The organism is Nocardia coubleae NBRC 108252 (assembly GCF_001612805.1).
Classification (GTDB): Bacteria; Actinomycetota; Actinomycetes; order Mycobacteriales; family Mycobacteriaceae; genus Nocardia; species Nocardia coubleae.
Map to the genome: position 1 here is coordinate 64,133 of NZ_BDBD01000027.1, position 20,960 is coordinate 85,092.

Genomic DNA, 20,960 nt, shown 5'->3' on the forward strand with positions numbered 1-20,960 from the left:
GTGCCCGACCCGCCCAACCGACAGGACGACCCGTTCCCGGCAGCTCGGGCGAAATCCCGCGCGTCCAGCCCCCTCGCCAGCCGCCCCACGGGCCCGGCCGTACCGGCGAGCCGCCGTACCCGCAAGCCTTCCGGCCCGGCGAACCCCCACGCACACCTCATCCCGGCGAGTCGAACTACACCCAGGCACCCGGTGTTCCGCATCGGCCGCTGCACGGGCAGCCACCGCACCCGGGCGGCCCTGGTCCGCAGCGACCCCAGCCGTATCCGGCCGGCGGGCGTTCCGGGGAGTTCCCTCGGCAGCAGCGACCGGGTGGTCCACAGTCTCCTCAGGCCTATCCGGCGGACGGGCGTTCGGGGGAGTTCCCCCGCCAGCAGCGACCGGGTGGCCCCGGGCCGCAGCGACCCGCACCGCCCGATCCTCGATCGGCCGCTCCTTACGGCGAGTCGTCGCAACCACCGCCGATTGATCCGCGAGTCCCCGGCGCCGGTGCGCCGCGACGCCCCGAACCGGGTCGCCCCGGCGAGTTCCGACCGCAGGGCCCGGGCCTCGAGGGACGCCCGGGTGGTTTCGGCTCGGCGCCCGGCGGTCAGCCCGGCGCCGTCGGGCAACCGCGCGGTCGTCGGGCTGGCGATGATGCACCCCAAGGTCCTGCCCAGCGGCCGAGTGGTCCACAGCGGCCGGCCCCCAGGTCGGGGGAGTTTCCGCAGCAGCGGGCCGCGGGGGCATCCGGGGCGATTCCTCGGCAGGCACGTCCCGAGGTCGATCCTGGGCGGCGTCCGCAGGCCGGGCCGCCGCCGCGTGGGTACGAGGCAGCTCGACCGGGGCCTGGGCGTGACAGCTTTCCCGGGATGCCCGCGGCGTCGAGTCGGCCCGCTGGTGACGCGATGCGGGCGGCCGAGCAGACGCAGGTGATCGCGCGCCCCGAGCGGATTCGCACCGAGAAGCCCGCGCCGCGTGACACGAATCCACAGTCGGCCAACGAGAAGCTGCTCAAGGATTCCGGGTCGATCGCCGTGGCGACGCTCGTCAGCCGGATCACCGGCTTCGCGAAGCAGCTGTTGCTGCTCACCGTGCTCGGTCCGGCGATCGCCAGTGCGTTCATCTCGGCGAACCTGATTCCGAACATGGTGGCCGAGTTGGTCCTCGGCGCGGTGCTCACGGCGATCGTCGTGCCGACGCTGGTGCGCGCCGAACAGGAGGACGCCGACAACGGCGCCGAATTCATCCGAAGATTGGTGACCGCCGCCTTCGCCGTGCTTTTCGTGGCGACTGTCCTGACGCTCGCCGCGACGCCCATCCTGGCCAGCCACGTGCTCGTCGACTCCGACGGCAAGGTCAACACGTCGCTGACCACCGCGCTCACCTACCTGCTCGCACCGGCGATCCTGTTCTACGGCATGTCGGCGCTGTTCACGGCCATCCTCAACACCAGGCAGGCGTTCAAACCGGGCGCGTGGGCACCGGTGATGAACAACATCGTCGCGCTCGTGGTGCTGGCGGTGTACGCGCTCACGCCCGGTGAGATCACCCTCGACCCGGTGCGGATGAGCGACCCGAAACTGCTGGTCCTCGGCCTCGGCATCACCGCCGGTGTGGCCACCCAGGCGCTGAGCCTGCTGCCTGCCATCCGCAGGCACGGGATCAATCTGCGCCCGCTGTGGGGCATCGACGCTCGCCTCAAGCAGTTCGGCAGGATGGCCGCCGCGATCATCCTGTACGTGCTGATCAGCCAGGTCGGCCTGGTGGTGGCGAACAACATCGCCTCCGCGGCCGACGAGGCGGGTCCGGCGATCTTCGCCAATGCCTGGGCGTTGCTGCAGCTGCCCTACGGCGTCATCGGCGTCACGCTGCTCACCGCGATCATGCCGAGGCTGAGCCGCAACGCCGCCGCCGACGACACGCCCGCCGTGGTCGACGATCTGTCCGCGGCCACCCGGCTCACCATGATCGCGCTGATCCCGATCGTGGCCTTCATGACCCTGGCCGGCCCGGCGATCGGCGAGGCGCTCTACGGCTACGCCCGGTTCTCCGGTGACGCCGCCCGTCTCGGCAGCGCGGTGAGCTGGTCGGCCTTCACGCTGATCCCGTATTCGCTGGTGCTGATCCATCTGCGCGTCTTCTACGCCCGTGAACAGGCGTGGACGCCGACCTGGATCATCCTCGGCATCACCACCGTGAAGATCGCCTGCTCGGCGCTCGCCCCGGTGCTCGCTCGCGACAGCGACGACGTGGTCATCATCCTCGGCGTCGCCACCGGTCTCAGCTTCACCGCGGGCGCGGTGATCGGCGGGATCCTGCTGCACCGCAGCCTCGGTGATCTGCGCATGTCCAATGTCGGCCGCACGATCACCCGGGTGGTGCTCGCCTCGATCGCGGGCGGCGCGGTGATGCTCATCGTCGACACCGTGACCGGCCTCGCGAACGTCACCGGCGGCCCGGCCTCGCTGTTGCGGGTCACCGTCGACGCGCTCGTCCTGTTCTCGGTTGCGTTCGGGCTGATGCGTCTGGTCGGCATCCCCGAGGTGGTGGCGATCACCGTCGCGGTCTCGCGCAAGCTCGGCATCACCCCGCCCGCGCCGGACTCCGCGCTCGACGAGGACGCCTCGGCCGAGGACATCTACGCGACCACCGTGTTGCGCAGGCCCGACACCTACGCCTTCCCGGCGTACGGGCAGTCGATGGATACCCAGACCATGGTGTTGCCGGTGATCCGGCCCGGTGCTGTTGACATCACCGGTCAAGCACAGTTCCCGTACGCTGTTCGGCAGACCGATACGGGAGATCAGGCCGAAGGAGGACCGAGGGTGAGCGATGACGCGGTGGGCGGCGTCCCAGCCGCTGATTCTGCGGCGCGCGCCGCAGGAGGAAGGTCCACCGATGTCCGGCCCGACGGGGCAGACACCGCGGGATCCGAACACGCCGACGCGCCCGACGACAGCAAGAACCCGCAGGCAGACGGGTCGCCGGAGAAGAACGAACCGACCGAGGACCGTCGCGCGGCCGCGCCGCCGCACGATCCGACCCACGACACCGGCATGCTGCCGATCCCCGTACCGCCGCAGGACGTGCAGCGTCCGCAGCGCGGACCGAAGCTGATCCCCGGCGCGTCCGTCGCGGGCGGCCGGTATCGCCTGCTCGCCAGCCACGGCGGCGCGCGCGGGCTCAAGTTCTGGCAGGCCCTCGACATCAAACTCGACCGCGAGGTCGCGCTGACCTTCGTCGATGCCGATCAGAAGTCGGGTGAGAACGCGGGCCACGACGGTCCGCAGGCGATTCTGTCGCGCACGCTGCGCCTCGGCCGCATCAACTCGCCCGGCCTGGCAAGGGTCCTGGACGTGGTGCGCGGTAGTTCCGGCGGCATCGTGGTCGCGGAGTGGACACCCGGCCGGTCGCTGCGGGAGATGGCCGAGACGGTGCCGTCGCCGATCGGTGCGGCCCGGGCCATCCGGGTGCTCGCCTCGGCGGCCGAACTGGCCCATCGCGGCGGTGGCTCGCTCTCGATCGACCATCCCGACCGGATCCGGATCAGTGCCTCGGGCGACGCCGTGCTCGCCTTCCCCGGCACGCTCGGCGATTCCGACGCGCAGTCCGATGTGCGTGGCCTCGGCGCCATGCTCTACGCGCTCATCACCGCGCGCTGGCCGATTCGCGTAGGCGGTGTCACCGGCACGGCCGCGACGATCGGCGGGCTTCGTCTGGCCGACTTCGGGCCCGACGGAACTCCGGTGGAGCCGCGCCAGATCCGGCCCGAGGTGCCGTTCGAGATCTCGGCCGTCGCCGTGCGGTCGCTGGAGTCGAACAAGGGTGTGCGCACCGCCGCCACCGTGCAGCACGTGCTCGAGCAGGCCTCGGTCGTCGACCAGAAGACCGATTTCATCCCCGTGCTTCGGCTGGGTCAGCGGGCGGTCGCGGCCGGTCCCGATTCGCTCGCCGACCCGGAACTGCTCGCGGCCGAACGCGAACGCTCCAAGCGGATGATGTGGATCATGGTCGGGCTCGGCGTGCTCGCCGCGCTGGTGGTCGGCATCTTGATCTGGTGGATGGTGAGCATCTTCGCGCCCGGCGCGTCGGACAAGCCGCTGGATCAGCAGGTCAACATCGGGCTCACGTCGAGTGTGGCGCCGCCGAGCGCGGCCGCCGCACCGACGGCCGACCAGCCCGCGCAGCCGTCGAGTGTGCCGGTGGCCGTCACCGGTGCCAGGGTGTTCTCCCCGGAGGGCACCCCCGACGGCGCCGCCACGTCGAGTGCGGTGCTCGACCAGAACCCGGAAACGGTGTGGCGCACCGACCAGTACTTCCAGCAGTTCCCCGCCCTCAAGAAGGGCGTGGGGCTGCTGGCCACGCTGCCCGCGCCCGCCAAGCTCACCAATGTCTCGATCACCTCGCCCAGCGCGGGCAGCACCGTCGAGATCCGGACCTCGCCCACCGAGACGCCCACGCTCGACCAGACTCAGCTGATCGGCTCGGCCCGCCTCGGCGACGGTGTCACCGAGGTCCCTGTGCAGACTGATCAGGCTGCTCGCTTTGTGCTCGTATGGATCACCGGACTGGCGAATTCGGGCGGACAGTTCCAGACCGCCGTCGCCGACGTCCGCTTCGACGCCGCGCCGTAAACCCGCGCCGCAGTCCTTCCCACCTGCTATCTGCGCAGGTGGATGCCTATTTCGCGCTAGAACATCAGTGTTCATCGAACCGCGGTCCGGTTGGTGCGCAATTGTTATCAGCGATATGATCACCCCGCGCTCTCGGCAGGGAGCTACCCAGGATCTGTCGACGTCGGTCCTGGACGCCGCGTTGTAGTCAGGTGATGGATCGGCCTCGTTCGCCGACGTGAAGTCGCCGTAATGAGCGCTGTCCAAGGGGTCAGGTGTTGTCGCCGGAAGTCAACGAGCAAGTACGCGGGGGGACAACGCGCCAGGCGGCGTTCCGCGATCGCTCGTTCCTGGAGAACGGCAGCGACAAGGAACTCCTCGCCGCGCACGTACGCGGTGAACCGCACGCCTTCTCCGAACTGCTGCGCAGGCACAAGGATCACCTCTGGCAGACCGCGCTGCGCACGTCCTACAGCCGTGAGGATGCCGCCGACTGCCTGCAGGACGCCTTGTTCTCCGCCCATCGCACCGCCGAGACGTTCCGCGCCGAGTCCGAGGTGCGCAGCTGGCTGCACGCCATCGTCGTGAACGCCTGCCTCGACCGGATCCGGCGCAACAAGACCCGCCGCGCCATCTCCGTCACCCCCGACACCATGCCCGAGGCGGTCGAGCCACGCGATGCCTACGCCGACTACGAGCTGAACCTCGTGGTGAGCGAGGCGCTGTTCAGCCTCCCTGACGAACAGCGGCTCGCCCTGGTGATGACCGAGATGGAGGGGCGGAGTGTGGCCGAAACCGCCTTGGCACTCGGCGTGGCGGAAGGCACGATCAAGAGCAGATGCGCCCGAGCGCGCGTACGTTTGCAAGAACGTTTGGAATTTTTCCGGGATCCAGGGAACCGGAGCTAGCCCGGATGCGTCATTAACAGTGACGAACAAGTCAGCGATGTACATGCTGCGATCCGAAAATCGACAGAACAGGGGAGGTGCGAGGTGGCTCGATCCGTGCCGCAGCCTCCGTTCCCGTCGGAACTGCTGGCCGATCTGCACGCCGACAATCTCGCACCGGAACTCCGCGAGCAACTGTGGCCCAAGGTCCGCACCGACCCGGACGCGCTGCGCTACCTGAACGATCTCGACGAGGTGAACACCCGCCTCCGCACGCTGGCCGACAACGACGTGGTCATGCACCGCATGCCCGACGATGTGGCCGACCGCATGTTCCGATTCGTCGCCGAACTCGACGCGGGCGAGGGCCCGACCGAACGCATCACCTCCGTACCTGCCGTCGCCGAACCCGACGCGGGCGACGGCCCGACCGAACGAATCACGTCGGTCCCGACCATCGCCACCCCCGCTGCGGCACCGTCCACGCCGATCTCGTTGGCGCAGTACAAGTCCCGGCGCCGGATGGGCTTCTTGGTTGCGGCAGCGGCCACGATCGCCGTCCTCGCGGGTGCGGGCGCCGTCGTCGGCACCCTCGACAACACCGACGGCACACCGACGGCCGCCCCACCCACCGAACCGGCCATCCCCGGTGACGACCTCACCGCGGCCGCCGCCCTCACCGCCCTCGGCAAACGCGACGTCCACGGCCCCCTCGCCGACGAGGCCGCCCTCACCCGCTGCGTGCAGGCCAACGGCATCGACCGCGCCGTCCTCGGTGCGTCGAGCATCACCTTCCGCGGCGACGACGCCGTACTCGTCCTCGTCAAAGGACCCCAAACCCCGACCATCACCGCTTTGGTCGTGGGCACCGGATGCACCACCGGCGCCCCCAGCCGATTAGCCGTCCGCGACATCGGCTGACCTGCCCTTCCAGCCCCACACTCACCCGTTCTCGGCGCGTCCCCGCCTCTGGACTGACCGGAGGGTGCGACGAAGGAGTGCCCGCAGGGAGGGAAGAGGCGGGGTTCAGCGCCGAGAACCGCGGCGCCAGCCGCCAAATAAACACAGGGAACAACACCGTTTAGGCTGTTGTTGACTCACACGTCCCAGCATTGCTTTTCGGAAGGGCCCCATGAGCACGCCAGTTCGCGACCTGATCATCGTCGGCTCAGGACCCGCCGGCTACACGGCGGCCGTCTATGCCGCCCGCGCCGAGTTGGCGCCCTTGGTTTTCGAGGGCACCCAGTTCGGCGGTGCCCTGATGACCACCACCGAGGTGGAGAACTTCCCCGGTTTCCGCGAGGGCATCATGGGCCCGGACCTGATGGAGCAGATGCGCGAGCAGGCCAAGCGTTTCGGCGCCGACCTGCGCACCGAGGACGTCGACGCGATCGACCTGTCCGGCCCGGTGAAGAAGGTCACTGTCGGTGAGGAGACCTTCGAGGCCTACGCCGTCATCCTCGCCATGGGTTCGGCCGCCCGCTACCTGCACGTCCCCGGTGAGCAGGAACTGCTCGGCCGCGGCGTGAGCGCGTGCGCCACCTGCGACGGCTTCTTCTTCAAGGGCCAGGACATCGTGGTCGTCGGCGGCGGCGACTCGGCGATGGAGGAAGCGACCTTCCTCACCAAGTTCGCCGCGAGCGTCACCATCGTGCACCGCCGCGAGGAGTTCCGTGCCTCCCGCATCATGCTCGAGCGCGCCAAGGCCAACGAGAAGATCAACTTCCGGCTCAACGCCGAGGTCGTGAAGGTCAACGGCGACAAGAGCGTCACCAGCCTGACCCTGCGCGACACCAGGACCGGTGAGGAATCCGAGCTGGCCGCCACCGGCCTGTTCGTCGCCATCGGCCACGATCCGCGCAGCGAACTGGTCAAGGGTCAGGTCGCGCTCGACGGGGAAGGCTATGTGCAGGTGACCGATCCGGGCACCGCCACCGATGTGGCAGGCGTGTTCGCGGCGGGCGACCTCGTCGACCACACCTACCGCCAGGCGATCACCGCCGCGGGCACCGGTTGCCGCGCCGCCATCGATGCCGAGCGCTGGCTCGCCGAGCAGGGCGACATCACCGCCAACACACTCGAAAACGCCGACGGCCCGGCCGCGGTGTCCGCCAACTGATTTCGCGTTCCACTCAGGCAGGAGAACACCCATGGCCGACAGTGCCAACACCATCACCGTGACCGACCAGTCCTTCGCCGACGACGTGCTGCTCAGCGAGAAGCCCGTGCTCGTCGACTTCTGGGCCGACTGGTGCGGCCCGTGCAAGATGGTCGCCCCCGTGCTGGAGGAGATCGCGGGCACCCATGCCGACAAGCTCACCATCGCCAAGCTCGACACCGAGGCCAACCCCGGCGCAGCCCGCGACTACCAGATCCTGTCGCTGCCGACCATGATCCTGTTCCAGGGCGGCAAGCCGGTGAAGCAGATCGTCGGCGCCAAGGGCAAGGCGGCGCTGCTGCGCGAGCTCGAAGGGCTCATCTGAGCCGCGATCGATCCGACAAAGACACCTCCCACCGGCCGACGCGCCGTAGGATGCCTGGACCCGGGATTCCCGTAATACCGCCCGGGTCTGAGACAATCGACGGACGCTCCGGCCGAAGGAAAGGGCTCTTACGCATGCACCGACTTCGTCACGGCGATTCAGGACCGGCCGTCGCAGAGGTTCGGAGCACCCTCGCAAGCCTCGGTTTCCTGCATCGCCAGCACGATTGGCAGGACACCGATGTGGTCTTCGACCGCTCGCTCGACTCGGCGGTTCGCGCGTTCCAGCAGCAGCGTGGTCTGCTCGTCGACGGGATCGTCGGCCCGGCCACGTATCGCGCGCTGAAGGAAGCCTCCTACCGCCTGGGTGCCCGCACACTGATCTACCAGCTGTCCGCCCCGCTGTACGGCGACGACGTGGCCACCTTGCAGCGCAAGCTGCAGGACCTCGGCTTCTACGTGCACCGGGTCGACGGCTACTTCGGTCCACACACCCACGAGGGACTCAGCGCCTTCCAGCGCGAGATCGGTCTCTCGGCCGACGGCATCTGTGGTCCCGACACACTGCGCTCGCTCGATCTGCTCGGCGCGCGCGTCACCGGCGGCAACCCGCATCGCATCGCCGAGGAAGAGGTGGTGCACCGGGCGGGACCGCAGCTCACCGGCAAGCGCATCGTCATCGACCCCGGATTCGGCGGTCCCGACAAGGGATTCGCCGTGCCGACGGAGTTCGGTGACGTGTACGAGTCGGAGATCCTGTGGGATCTGGCCTCGCGGCTCGAGGGCCGGATGGCCGCCACCGGCATGGAGACGTTCCTGTCGCGGCCGTGGGGCGCCAACCCGACCGATGCCGAACGCGCCGAGACCTCCAACGCTTTCGACGCCGATCTGATGATCTCGTTGCGCTGTGCGATGAGTGACAATCCGTCGGCGCAGGGCGTCGCCGGGTTCTACTTCGGTAATTCGCACGGTTCGGTGTCGATGATCGGGCAGGTGCTCGCCGGATTCATCCAGCGCGAAGTGGTTGCCCGCACGTCCCTGCAGGACTGCCGCACCCATCAGCGCACCTGGGATCTGCTGCGCCTCACCAAGATGCCGACGGTCCAGGTGGACCTGGGCTACCTCACCAACGAATACGACGCCTCCATTCTCACGAACCCGCGCATGCGGGACGTGATCGCCGAGGCCATCCTCATCTCGGTGAAGCGGCTGTACCTGCTCGGCCAGGACGACCAGCCCACCGGCACCTACACCTTCGCCGAACTGCTCGCCGAGGAACTGGCGGCCCAGGATCGGCTGCCGGAGAACTCCGGTCTGGTGTAATCATCGCAACGAAAGCGGCCCCGCAGATTATCTGCGGGGCCGCTTTCGTCTCTGTCGTCAGCGCACGCCGATGCGGGCGGGGGGCGCCATTTCCGCAGCTGCCAGAAGCTGGTCGAGAGCGCGTTCGACGTCTTCCTTCCAGCCGTGATCGGAGTCGAGCTCGAGGCGCAGGCGTGGGAAGCGGTGATGCTGCGCCACCACTTCGAAGCCGACGTCCTCGAGGAAATCCGCGTCGATCATGCAGGTTTCCGGGGTGCACTGGGTGGCCGAGGCCGGATCGCGCAGGGGAGCGGCGATCCGTTCCATCAGCCGCATCGACGAGCCGAGTCCGCGATCGGCCACCGAACTGGACGGCGGCCCGTTGCGGATGCCGAATGCCTCGAGCGCCCGCACACCGCGACGCACCAGATCGGCCACCACGGCCTGCACCAGCCGGTGGGCTACATCGGATTCGTCATAGGGGAATTCGGCCTGCAGCGTGGTCAGCAGGATGGCATCCGGGCTCACGGGGGAGGTGGGGAACAGGGTCGAGCGCGGCACCGAACTCGGCGGCGAATACAGCGCGCAGCCGGCGATGTTGTTGTCGACCTGTGCTACCTGCCCGCACGATCCCCATTCGAGCATGACCGTCGAGAGCCATGCCTCCTTCTCGAAAACCGGATCGCTGAAGGACTGGGAGTCGGCGGCCACGGCCGGATCGAGCTCCCAGAAAACACACCGCCGGGTATGCGCCGGAAGTCGATCGAGTCCGTCGAGGGTCAATGCTGTGACGCTGGTCGACACTGCTCTGTTCAGCCTCCAGCTGTCCGATTCATCCACGCTCACGCCACATCACTATCCACAGTAATGCCGCCTCTTTCCGAGATGTAGAAAGGCTGGGAAGTCCCTGTCACAGTGACGTTTCAGGGCTGGCTTGCTCCATCAGCGCCACAATGCGCTCGAGATCTTCGACGGAACCGAACTCGACAACGATCTTGCCCTTGCGCTTGCCGAGGCTCACCGTCACCCGGGTGTCATAGGAACCCGATAGGCGTTCGGCGACTTCCTGTAGACCCGGCATGTGGATCGGCTTGCGCTTCGGCGCCGGGGGAGCGACCTCCGACGGATTGCGGTTGGCCAGCGTCACCGCTTCCTCGGTGGAGCGCACCGACAAACCTTCGGCGACAATCCGTTCCGCCAGCGCCTCCTGCGCCTCGGCGCCCGCGTCCAACCCGAGCAGCGCGCGGGCATGGCCGGCCGACAGCACACCGGCGGCCACCCGACGCTGCACCGGAATCGGCAGCTTCAGCAGCCGGATCATGTTCGTCACCACCGGACGCGAGCGGCCGATACGCGAGGCCAGTTCCTCGTGGGTGACGTCGAACTCTTCGAGCAGCTGCTGATACGCCGCCGCCTCTTCGAGGGGGTTCAGCTGCACGCGATGGATGTTCTCCAGCAGCGCGTCGCGCAGCATCGAGCTGTCGGCGGTATCGCGAATGATGGCAGGGATGGTGGCCAGGCCCGCTTCTTGGCACGCGCGCCAGCGGCGCTCGCCCATGACCAACTGGAACTTGTCGACACCCGGCTCGAGCCGCCGCACCACGATCGGCTGCATCAACCCGAATTCGCGGATCGAGTGCACCAGCTCGGCCAGTGCCTCTTCCTCGAACACCGAGCGCGGTTGCTTCGGGTTCGGTTCGATCTGATCCGCGGGGATCTCGCGGTACACCGCGTCGCCGGGGGAGACCAAATCTTCCTCAGGTTCCGCGGGTTCGGCATCGGGAACGCGGTGCAGGAACGCCTCGGCCGGTTGCGGGCCGATCGGGTTGATACCGATCACGCTCGCCGCGGAACTGCTGAGCCCCGGCGCCACGGCGGGCCCCGTCGGGATCAACGCCGCCAACCCGCGACCGAGACCGCCCTTTTTCGCCTGACTCATCGGCTACCGATCCCTTCCTCGTTCCAACACACCAGCACTACGACGCGCCCTGGACAACCTGGGCGCGCCCGGCGAGCTCACGCCCGGCGTCCATGTAGCTCATCGCGCCACGGGAGCCTGGATCATAATCGAGCACGGTCATCCCGTAGCCCGGCGCCTCCGAGACCTTCACGCTGCGCGGGATCATCGACTTGAGCACCACGTCGCCGAAGTGATTGCGCACTTCCTCCGCGACCTGGTCGGCCAGCTTCGTGCGGCCGTCGTACATGGTGAGCAGAACCGTCGACACGTGCAGTTCCGGGTTGAGATGCGACTGCACCAGCCCGATATTGCGCAGCAACTGACCGACGCCCTCCAGCGCGTAGTACTCGCACTGGATCGGGATCAACACCTCTTTGGCCGCGACGAGCGCGTTGACGGTGAGCAGACCGAGCGAGGGCGGGCAGTCGATCAGCACGTAGTCGATGTCGTATCCGGCGACGGCGGCATCGCGAATCGCTGTCTTCAACCGCCCCTCGCGCGCGACCATCGAGACCAACTCGATCTCCGCGCCGGCGAGGTCGATCGTGGCGGGAACGCACAACAGACGTTCGCTGTGCGGGCTCTGCTGGATGGCGTCGGTCACCGACACCTCACCGATCAGCAGCTCGTAACTGGACGGCACACCGGAGTGGTGGGCGACGCCCAGCGCCGTACTCGCGTTGCCCTGCGGGTCTAGATCGACGACGAGGACGGTCATCCCCTGATGCGCCAGTGCGGCGGCAAGATTCACCGTCGTTGTCGTTTTGCCTACGCCACCCTTCTGGTTGGCGATGGTGATGATCCGTTGCTCGCGGGGTTTCGGCACAGTGACCTTTCCTGGATGCAGAATCTGGCTGGCGCGTTGCGCTTCCGCCGCGATCGGGGTCTCGGCGGGGGAGATGTGCCCGAAAGGAGTATTCCCGAACGTCTCCGCGTCGAAGCTGCTGGAGTCCAGCATCCCCGGGACCCGCGACGTTGTTTCCCGTGAAACATTCGCCGGACCGCTCGACATAGATTGCTCCTAACCCGAGAACTTCAGATCACGTATCCCCGACGAACGTCGGCGCCGTGTCATCACAAACAAACTGCGTCGGTGGAGAACTCGAAATTCGAGGAGATGGACTCACTCGCGCCGACCCTCAATAGCTTGCCAGCACCGGGACCGTTAGGAAAGCTGAATCGCGGCACGCCGCACGGGACACGCACAACGCGGCACAGAATTCACTTCACCGACGCTTGTTTCACGGGAAACAACGTGTGATTACGTTCCACGTGAAACACCGCAGGAGCCAGTCGCAGTCGCCCCCACCACATTCCGCATTCAGAAGTCCTCGACAGAGCGTCGTTCACGAACCGGTTCCGTCGACGATCATCCACCGCGGCCGTCAAGGCATGGGCGTTGGCCGCACTCCTGCGCCCACCTCTTGCCATCCCAGTTGATACGGCGAAATTCAAGCCGAATCAGGTGCACCCAACCACCCTCGGCCCATTTCGTCACGGTACGAAACTCATTGAGCCGCATCCGAAAGCGAGCGAGGGTAATTCAGGAGTTGTTGCGCTTTCTCGTCTTCTTTTCCGCGCCAGCGGCTTTACGTCCACCCCGACGGTTCGGGCGTTCGGCACGGGGGAGGAGTTCGGCGCTGATGACAAGGGTCGGGATCTCGACGATGCCCGCGCCGCACCCGACGACGCGAAGATCGGTCGCGCCGTCCCGGATCAGCTCGGCACCGTCGCGTTCGAGTTCCTCGGCGGCGCTGGTTCCTTTGAGCGCGAGCATGCGCCCGTGGTCGCGGAGGAGGGGGAGCGACCAGTGCGCGAGTTTGGCGAGCGGGGCGACCGCGCGCGAGGTGACGACATCCGCGCCGCCCGCTTCCTTGATGACGCCCGACTGTTCGGCGCGCCCGCGCACGACGGTGACCTCGAGTCCGGCGTCCTCGATGAACTCGCTCAAGAACACCGTCCGACGCAGCAGCGGCTCCACGAGCGTGATGCGAAGGTCCGGCCGCGCGATGGCCAACGGGATGCCCGGCAGTCCGGCGCCGCTGCCGACATCGACCACGGACGCGCCTTCATCGATCAGCTCACCGACCACCGCGCAGTTGAGGATGTGCCGCTCCCAGAGCCGGGGGACTTCGCGCGGACCGATGAGCCCGCGCTCCACGCCTGCGGTGGCGAGCGCCGCGCAGTAGCGGCGGGCGAGGTCCAGGCGGTCACCGAACAGCCGGGCTGCGGCAGCGGGCGGTTCCAGTTCGGCGGACAGCGCACCCAGTTCTCGTTCCACGTGAAACATCCTTCTCCAGTGGTGGTGATCGGGGCATGAATAAGGCCCCCGGTCCGGGACCGGAGGCCTTATTACTTCCTGCGTGGTCGCGGCGGTGTGAGCCTACTCCGGCACAACCACCACATGACGATTCGGCTCGACACCTTCGCTCTCGCTCGCCACGCCGTCGATCTCGGCAACGGCGTCGTGCACGATCTTGCGTTCGAACGGCGTCATGGCCGACAGCGCCTCGGGCTTGCCCGACTCGAGCACCCGCTTGGCGGCGGCCACACCCAGCTCGCTCAGATCGGCACGGCGCTGGGCGCGCCAGCCGGCCACGTCGAGCATCAGGCGGCTACGGACGCCGGTCGCCTGCTGCACGGCCAGGCGGGTGAGTTCCTGGAGCGCGTCGAGAACTTCACCATTACGGCCGACGAGCTTGGTCAGGTCGCGGCCGCCGTCGATGCTCACGACCGCGCGGTCGCCCTCCACGTCGAGGTCGATGTCGCCGTCGAAGTCGAGCACGTCCAGCAGCTGCTCGAGGTAGTCGCCCGCGATCTCGCCCTCTTCGATCAACGCCTCCTCGGCGTCGTTCACGACGTCCACAGTCGTCGACACGGTGGCGTCCCCTCCGTCGGTCTGGGTCTCAACAGTCATTGGATTTCCCTCTATCCGGTCGCGTCTCAGCGCTTACGCTTCTGGTTCGCGCGGCCACGGTTACCCGGCCGCTGCTGCCCGCCGGGCTTGCGCTTTCCGCCGCCCTGCTTGGCCGACTGCTTCGGGGTGCCGTTGCTCGCCGAGGTTCCGTTCGCCGAGGGCGACTCGTCGGCAGGTGCGTCCTGCTTCTTGCGGACGTCGACCGGCTTGGCACCGGGCTTGGGCGCGTTCTGCGCCCGCAGCTCGAGCTTCTTCTGCTTCTTGGCCTCTTCTTCCTTCTCCATCCGGCCGAACACCAGGTGCTGCTGTCCGTAGGTCCAGATGTTGTTGGCCACCCAGTAGAGCAGGATGCCGATCATCAGGAAGGGGCCACCGACCATCACGCCGAGGGGGAAGACCCACAGCGACAGCTTGTTCATGATGGCGGCCTGCGGGTTGGCCGCGGCCTCGGGGGTCTGGCGGGCGACGGAAGCGCGAGCGTTGAAGTGGGTCGCCACACCGGCGATCACCATCAGTGGGATCGCGACGAGGGCGATGCTTGTCCGGCTCGGCGTGCCACCCCAGTCGGCGAACGCCTGCAGCTCACTCACCGGCGCGGTGATGAACGCCGCGATCGGGGCACCGAAGATCCGCGCGCTCAGGAACGACTGGACGTCGGTGGCGCTGAAGATGTAGTTGCCGATGTTGGCGTTTTCCTCGGCGGACAAACCGAGCTGACCCCAGCCGTGACCGGTCCGGTTGAACGAGCGGAGCACATGGAACAGACCGAGGAACACCGGTACCTGCACCAGCACCGGCAGACAGCCCATCAGCGGGTTGAAGCCGTGTTCCTTCTGCAGCTTCTGCATCTCCCGCGCCATGGTCTCGCGGTCGTTCTTGTACTTCTTCTGCAGCTCCTTGATCTGGGGCTGCAGCTCCTGCATCTGCCGCGTGGTGCGGACCTGCTTCACGAACGGCTTGTACAGCACCAGCCGCAGGGTGAAGACCAGGAACACCACGGCGAGGCTCCAGGTGAGCCCGCTGTCGGGGCCGAACACGAAGCCGAAGGCTTTGTGCCAGAACCATAGGATGGCGGATACCGGCCAGTAGATGATGTCGAGCACGGCTCTAGGTACTCCCGTCGTTCGTATCGCCGATCAGCGCGGGCGATGACTTGGTGAAAGCATTCGACCCGCGCTCCGGCACGGGATCCCACCCCCCAGGGTGCCAGGGCGCGCATTTGGCCAGGCGAACGACCGTCAGTACCGATCCGACGACCAGCCCGCGGGTCCGCAGGGCGGTCACCGCGTACTCGCTGCACGTGGGGGTGAAGCGGCAGATCGGCATCCGGGTGGGGGAGACATAAGTGCGGTAGAGCTCGATCAGGAAGATCAGCGCGTTCGCGGGTAACCGAGCGAGCGTGCGCATCACCGTTCACCGGCCGGGGCGCGACCGAGCGCGGCCGCCGGGACCCGCTGCAAGCCGAGCTTGCGGAGGCCGGCGCGCAGCTGGCGCAGCAACTCGACGGAGTCGGCGGTGGCCGCACCGGGCAGGGCCCGGATCACGACATCGGTATCGGCGGGCAGTTCATCGATCACCTGGGCGCACATATGACGCAGGCGGCGGGCCACCCGGTGGCGAACCACCGCGTTACCCACCGCCTTGCTGACAATCAGCCCGAACCGAGGACCGCCTACGCGGACCAGGGAATCGCCGTCGGCGACATCGTCGTACGTGTGCGTGAACGCGTGTACGACGAGATCTCGCCTCCCGATTCGCTGACCGCGGCGCACCGTGCGGGAGAAATCAGCACGGTGGTGCAACCGATACGGCTCAGGCAACACCCGAGCGTCCGACTACGCGCGATCAGGCAGTCAGTTCGGAGCGGCCCTTACGGCGACGCGCCGAAACGATGGCGCGGCCCGCACGGGTCCGCATCCGGAGGCGGAAGCCGTGCACGCGCGCCCGACGACGGTTGTTCGGCTGGAACGTCCGCTTGCCCTTGGCCACGGTCAACACTCCTCGAGTTGGTGGGCACCGGTGAGGTACCCGAAGTTTTCGGTGATTCGGATTCTGCGCTGCGGACCGCGGTCTACGCACAGAGTGCCTTGGCGATCAGCGTGCAGCGCACAGCCGCCACCGCGCCAAGGGGTGACTGTATGAGGGTACTGATCGCCCCATACAGGGTCAAATTCGGCCCACATGGGGCGAAACGGTCGGCGAACGTCCGGCCCGGATGGGGTCGGTACGAGTACCTAGGTCCAGATTACCTGTTGGCCGTGTCCGGCCGTCGGCGAGCCGACCTGCGGCGACACGCCCGGGCGTCACTGACGCGGACAGCAACTTTTCGTGAGTTCCTCCACACCTCTGGCGTCGCGGGCGCCTTGCGGCTAACCTCTGTAGCCGGGGGATTGCTGAAGAACCGCAGGTCCAGCTTCTTTCACTGCCACACGCTGGCAGAATTCCTCTATCCCCAGGTTTGTCCACATCTGTGGATAATTGTGTGGAAAGACGGCCGGAGTGGCATATTCGTAGGGCCGACGGTGCCCTCGCCAAGTCCGATCCCGGGACCGCACGGCGTTCGAACCGGCTTCGGTTGTTCGCTTCGATCACGCCGATCGCACCTGGTCACAGGTGCTGCGCTGGCGTGCTCGGCGGCCGTTGGCCCAACAAACCGGTCCGGGGAGGACGCTGCATGGACGACGAGCAGAACGTGCTGGCCACAGTGTGGCCGGAGGTGGTCGCCGAACTCACCACCGGCTCGGCCGACGGCGCCATTCCCGCGGTGAGCCGAGCTCAGCAGGCGTGGTTGAAGCTGGTGAAACCGCTCACCGTCGCCCAGGGTTTCGCGTTGCTGTCCGTTCCGTCGTCGCTGGCACAGGAGGCGATCGAGCGCGATCTGCGCGAACCGATCCTGCGTTCGCTCGGCCGCCGACTCGGGCCGCAGGTGGAAGGACTCGGTGTGCGCATCGCCGCGCCGAGCCCGGCCGCGGGGGAGCGCACGGGCAGTTCGCCCCGGCACGCCAGGATGACGAGCCGCCCGGAGCGTCCGCGTGAGCAGGTCCGCCCGCCCGCCGGCTACCCCGGCCCCGATTTCAGCGTGCCCGACTATCCCCAGCGCGGTGACTACGGCAGGCCGCGCTACGGCGCCGACGACTACAACGGCAACTCCGGCGAGTACGGCAACGACTACCAGCAGGCTCCCGAGTATCAGCAGGCCCCCGACTACCAGCGCGACGGCGAGTACGGCAGCAGCTTCGGTGGCCGCGAGTTCCCGGCGCAGACCGGTGAGTACGGCGAGCGCGCCGAATACGCGGGACCGCGCGAGTACCCGGCCGAGCCGGAGTACCAGCAGCAGGGCGACTACCAGCAGCAACCGGAGTACCAGCAGGCTCCCGAGTACGCCAAGCCCCAGGAGTACAAGGCCGGCGAGTACAGCGGTGAGGATTTCCCCGGCGCCGATTTCGAGCCGACGGCTGTCTACCCCGTTCCCGATTTCAACGGCGAGTTCGCCGGCCGCCCGGACTTCCGCGGTGCCCGCCCCGAACAGCGCGCCCCCGAACCGACCCAGGGCAGGCGCGAGCAGGGATCCTCGCGGCGCGATCATTCCGGGCAGGAAACCCTGTTCGGCACCGATCCGCCCGCACGCGCACCGCGACGGCCGCAACCGCAGGAGGAGCCTGTCGCCGCGCGTGTCGAGGAGACACCGGCCGATACCGCGCCCGAGCCACCGCGCCCCGGGACGCCGGGCGCTCAACCGGTCGACGACGAGCCGGTGGTCGACGCGCGCAACAACTGGCCGACGTATTTCAGCAAGTCGCCCGAGGCGCCGCCGCAGTCGTCGTCCTCGGCCAGCCTGAACGCCAAATACACCTTCGAGACGTTTGTGATCGGCGCGTCGAACCGGTTCGCCCACGCCGCCGCGGTGGCCATCGCGGAGGCACCTGCCCGGGCCTACAACCCGCTGTTCGTCTGGGGCGCTTCGGGTTTGGGCAAGACGCACCTGTTGCACGCGGCCGGTCACTACGCGCAGCGGCTGTTCCCCGGGATGCGGGTGAAGTACGTGTCGACCGAGGAATTCACCAACGACTTCATCAACAGCCTGCGCGACGACCGCAAGGTGGCCTTCAAGCGCCGCTACCGCGAGACCGACATCCTGCTGGTCGACGACATCCAGTTCATCGAAGGTAAGGAAGGCATCCAGGAGGAGTTCTTCCACACCTTCAACACCCTGCACAACGCGAACAAGCAGATCGTGGTGTCCTCGGATCGTCCGCCCAAGCAGCTGGCCACCCTCGAGGAGCGGCTGCGGACCAGGTTCGAGTGGGGCCTGATCACCGATGTGCAGCCGCCCGAACTCGAGACGCGCATCGCGATCCTGCGCAAGAAGGCCAGGATGGACCGGCTCGACGTGCCCCACGACGTGCTGGAACTCATCGCGAGCCGGGTGGAACGCAATATCCGCGAACTGGAGGGCGCGCTGATCCGGGTGACGGCCTTCGCCTCGCTCAACGGGCAGCCGCTCGACCTGTCGCTGGCCGAGGTGGTGCTGCGGGACCTGATGCCCGACACCGCCGCGCTCGAGATCAACGCGGCCACGATCATGGCGGTCACCGCCGAGTACTTCAACACGACGTTGGAGGAGCTCACCGGGCCGGGTAAGGCACGTCCGCTGGCGCAGGCGCGTCAGATCGCCATGTACCTGTGCCGTGAGCTGACCGATCTGTCGCTGCCCAAGATCGGGCAGGCGTTCGGCCGCGACCACACGACGGTCATGTACGCGGAGAAGAAGGTGCGCAAGGAGATGACCGAGCGCCGCCGCGTCTACGACCAGGTCCAAGAACTCACAGCCCGAATTAAACAGCGCTCTCGCTGATTCCATCCACACCCTCGAACACCGCCCTGAGCTGGGGCGGTGTTCTTTTTTGCCCTGTGGAATCCCTGTGGAGTCCTCGAGGAATCCACCGGTTGTGCACCGGTTCACACACAGGCCTGGGGAGGGATCTGGGGAGCATCTACCCACAGGCAGTTGTGCACATCGTCCACAGGTTCCTCCACCAACAGCCTGTGAGTGCCACTGACCTGCGGCGGCGCCGGATCCGGCCTGTGGATTCCTCGAGGACTTCTTGTGGACTCCTCGAGGAATCCACCGGTTCGTCACCACCCTTGATCAGGGTGTGAACAAGTGGGTGAAATCGGTGGAACAACTCGAGGACTACTCGAGGATGGATCTGGGACAACTTCGGGTGTCCACAGACACCGCCGATTCATCCTCGAGTCACTCCACGGCCATCCCCATGCCACCAAGCCCTCTGAGCTGGGAAAACGACGGAAGTCCACAGATTCCACAGTGCCTACTACTACTTCAGTTCTCATTCATAGAGAGATCTCTTTAAAACAGGGTGTGTGGAAACTCGGTCGGGAAGGCTCGGCTCGGTCGGTGGTTCACTCACAAGCAGGCAAGGACAAGAGGGGATGGTTCAGGACGCGCGGAACTCCAAGAGGGTCGATGCGGAGATCGCGCGTTGTCCGGGTACCGTTTGGTTGTCGGCAGGTTGTGCGAGACTCAGTGCGCGGCCGACGCAGCACCTCAACTCCGCTGAACACACCCGCATACGGATTCGAAACTCGGAGAGGACAAATCGGGCGATGGAGCTTGCGAGCATGAAGTTTCGGGTCGCCCGAGAGGATTTCGCCGAGTCGGTGGCCTGGGTGGCCCGTAGCCTCCCGTCCCGGCCTCCTGTGCCGGTTCTCGGTGGCGTCCTGCTGGTGGCCGACGAGAACGGCCTGACGGTCTCCGGATTCGACTACGAGGTCTCCGCGCAGATGCGCGTCGCGGCCGAGGTCGCCGGTCCGGGTCAGGTCCTGGTCTCGGGCCGTCTGCTGGCCGACATCACCAAGGCACTGTCGAACAAGCCGGTCGACGTGTCCGTCGACGGCACCCGTGTCCTCATCGCCTGTGGCAGCGCCAAGTTCTCCCTGCCGACCATGCCGGTCGAGGACTATCCCCAGCTGCCCGAGGTGCCCCAGCAGACCGGTGAACTCACCGTCGACGTCTTCGCCGAGGCCGTCGGTCAGGTCGCCGTCGCCGCCGGCCGTGACGACACGCTGCCCATGCTCACCGGTATCCGGGTGGAGATCGAGGGCAACGACGTGGTGCTCGCCGCCACCGACCGCTTCCGCCTCGCCGTGCGCCACCTGCAGTGGCAGCCCACCCGCCCCGACATCGAGACCGCGGTGCTCATCCCCGCGCGCACGCTGTCCGAGGCCGCCAAGACGCTCGGTGCCGCCTCCGCGCCCGTGCAGCTCTCACTCGGCAACGGCAACGGTGCCGACGGCCTGCTCGGCATCGTCAACGCGGGCAGGCGGACCACCACCCGCCTGCTCGACGCGGAATTCCCCAAGTTCCGCCAGTTGCTCCCCAAGGAGCACACCTCCATCGCCACGCTGCCGGTGTCGGCGCTGTCGGAGGCGATCAAGCGTGTGGCGCTGGTGGCCGAGCGCGGCGCACAGGTGCGCCTCGAGTTCTCCACAGACGGTGTACTGCTGTCGGCCGGTGGCGACGACGCGGGCCGCGCCGAGGAATGGCTCGAGGCCGATTTCCGTGGTGAGCCGCTGACCATCGCGTTCAACCCCGGATACCTCACCGAGGGTCTGTCGGCGCTGCACGCCGATCGGGTCACCTTCGGCTTCACCACGCCGAGCCGTCCCGCCGTGCTGCTGCCCGCCTCCGACGAGGAGCCCAAGGTGCTCGAGTCCGGTGCGTTCGCGGCGCTGGAGAGCCAGTACATCTACCTGTTGATGCCGGTCCGGCTGCCCGGCTGAGCGGGGCCGCGCC

At 67.5% G+C, this 20,960-nt stretch carries 17 protein-coding genes; 8 read left to right on the forward strand and 9 right to left on the reverse strand.

Going from position 1 to position 20,960, the window contains the following annotated elements:
• Positions 1 to 887: 887 nt before the first annotated feature.
• From NCO8_RS27790 to NCO8_RS27815, 6 genes are all read left to right on the forward strand, one after another.
• Positions 888 to 4,616, forward strand: coding sequence for a murein biosynthesis integral membrane protein MurJ (locus NCO8_RS27790; protein ID WP_157105156.1), 3,729 nt, complete (start codon positions 888 to 890; stop codon positions 4,614 to 4,616).
• Between the two features lie 329 nt (positions 4,617 to 4,945).
• Positions 4,946 to 5,503: an RNA polymerase sigma factor SigM gene (sigM, locus tag NCO8_RS27795; protein ID WP_067644313.1), complete on the forward strand. Its 558-nt coding sequence runs from the start codon at positions 4,946 to 4,948 to the stop codon at positions 5,501 to 5,503.
• Positions 5,504 to 5,599: 96 nt separating this feature from the next.
• Entirely contained in the window at positions 5,600 to 6,403 is an 804-nt protein-coding gene (locus tag NCO8_RS27800) for an RsmA family anti-sigma factor (RefSeq protein WP_067644023.1), read from the forward strand.
• Positions 6,404 to 6,614: 211 nt separating this feature from the next.
• Positions 6,615 to 7,601 (forward strand): thioredoxin-disulfide reductase, encoded by a 987-nt coding sequence (trxB, locus tag NCO8_RS27805; RefSeq protein ID WP_067495088.1) that lies wholly within the window; start codon positions 6,615 to 6,617, stop codon positions 7,599 to 7,601.
• Positions 7,602 to 7,632: 31 nt separating this feature from the next.
• Positions 7,633 to 7,965: a thioredoxin gene (gene trxA / locus NCO8_RS27810; RefSeq protein WP_067495091.1), complete on the forward strand. Its 333-nt coding sequence runs from the start codon at positions 7,633 to 7,635 to the stop codon at positions 7,963 to 7,965.
• Positions 7,966 to 8,099: 134 nt separating this feature from the next.
• On the forward strand, positions 8,100 to 9,287 hold the full coding sequence (locus tag NCO8_RS27815; RefSeq protein ID WP_067644024.1) for an N-acetylmuramoyl-L-alanine amidase: 1,188 nt from the start codon (positions 8,100 to 8,102) through the stop codon (positions 9,285 to 9,287).
• Between the two features lie 57 nt (positions 9,288 to 9,344).
• Here NCO8_RS27815 and NCO8_RS27820 read toward each other — a convergent pair whose 3' ends face one another.
• The 9 genes from NCO8_RS27820 to rpmH form a co-directional block, all read right to left on the reverse strand.
• Positions 9,345 to 10,070, reverse strand: a complete 726-nt coding sequence (locus NCO8_RS27820; RefSeq protein ID WP_067495097.1) for a hypothetical protein — start codon at positions 10,068 to 10,070, stop codon at positions 9,345 to 9,347.
• 106 nt (positions 10,071 to 10,176) lie between these two features.
• Positions 10,177 to 11,205, reverse strand: coding sequence for a ParB/RepB/Spo0J family partition protein (locus tag NCO8_RS27825; RefSeq protein WP_067644027.1), 1,029 nt, complete (start codon positions 11,203 to 11,205; stop codon positions 10,177 to 10,179).
• A 37-nt stretch (positions 11,206 to 11,242) separates the two neighbouring features.
• Positions 11,243 to 12,238, reverse strand: a complete 996-nt coding sequence (locus NCO8_RS27830; protein ID WP_067644030.1) for a ParA family protein — start codon at positions 12,236 to 12,238, stop codon at positions 11,243 to 11,245.
• 531 nt (positions 12,239 to 12,769) lie between these two features.
• A complete protein-coding gene (gene rsmG / locus NCO8_RS27835) occupies positions 12,770 to 13,516 on the reverse strand; it encodes a 16S rRNA (guanine(527)-N(7))-methyltransferase RsmG (RefSeq protein ID WP_067644033.1) in 747 nt (248 codons plus the stop codon).
• A gap of 93 nt (positions 13,517 to 13,609) precedes the next feature.
• A complete protein-coding gene (locus NCO8_RS27840) occupies positions 13,610 to 14,143 on the reverse strand; it encodes a Jag family protein (protein ID WP_067495109.1) in 534 nt (177 codons plus the stop codon).
• A gap of 26 nt (positions 14,144 to 14,169) precedes the next feature.
• Entirely contained in the window at positions 14,170 to 15,246 is a 1,077-nt protein-coding gene (yidC, locus tag NCO8_RS27845) for a membrane protein insertase YidC (RefSeq protein WP_067644036.1), read from the reverse strand.
• Between the two features lie 4 nt (positions 15,247 to 15,250).
• Positions 15,251 to 15,550 (reverse strand): membrane protein insertion efficiency factor YidD, encoded by a 300-nt coding sequence (yidD, locus tag NCO8_RS27850; RefSeq protein WP_067495118.1) that lies wholly within the window; start codon positions 15,548 to 15,550, stop codon positions 15,251 to 15,253.
• Positions 15,550 to 15,966 (reverse strand): ribonuclease P protein component, encoded by a 417-nt coding sequence (gene rnpA, locus NCO8_RS27855; RefSeq protein WP_067644039.1) that lies wholly within the window; start codon positions 15,964 to 15,966, stop codon positions 15,550 to 15,552. The genes yidD and rnpA overlap by 1 nt, the downstream gene beginning before the upstream one ends.
• 22 nt (positions 15,967 to 15,988) lie before the next feature.
• Positions 15,989 to 16,132, reverse strand: coding sequence for a 50S ribosomal protein L34 (gene rpmH / locus NCO8_RS30920; RefSeq protein ID WP_071932098.1), 144 nt, complete (start codon positions 16,130 to 16,132; stop codon positions 15,989 to 15,991).
• Positions 16,133 to 16,817: 685 nt separating this feature from the next.
• Between rpmH and dnaA the strand changes: the two genes are divergently transcribed.
• A complete protein-coding gene (gene dnaA, locus NCO8_RS27860) occupies positions 16,818 to 18,998 on the forward strand; it encodes a chromosomal replication initiator protein DnaA (RefSeq protein ID WP_067644041.1) in 2,181 nt (726 codons plus the stop codon).
• Positions 18,999 to 19,771: 773 nt separating this feature from the next.
• The gene (gene dnaN / locus NCO8_RS27865; protein ID WP_067644045.1) at positions 19,772 to 20,947 is read left to right on the forward strand and encodes a DNA polymerase III subunit beta; all 1,176 of its coding nucleotides are present in this window, start codon (positions 19,772 to 19,774) and stop codon (positions 20,945 to 20,947) included.
• Positions 20,948 to 20,960: the final 13 nt, after the last annotated feature.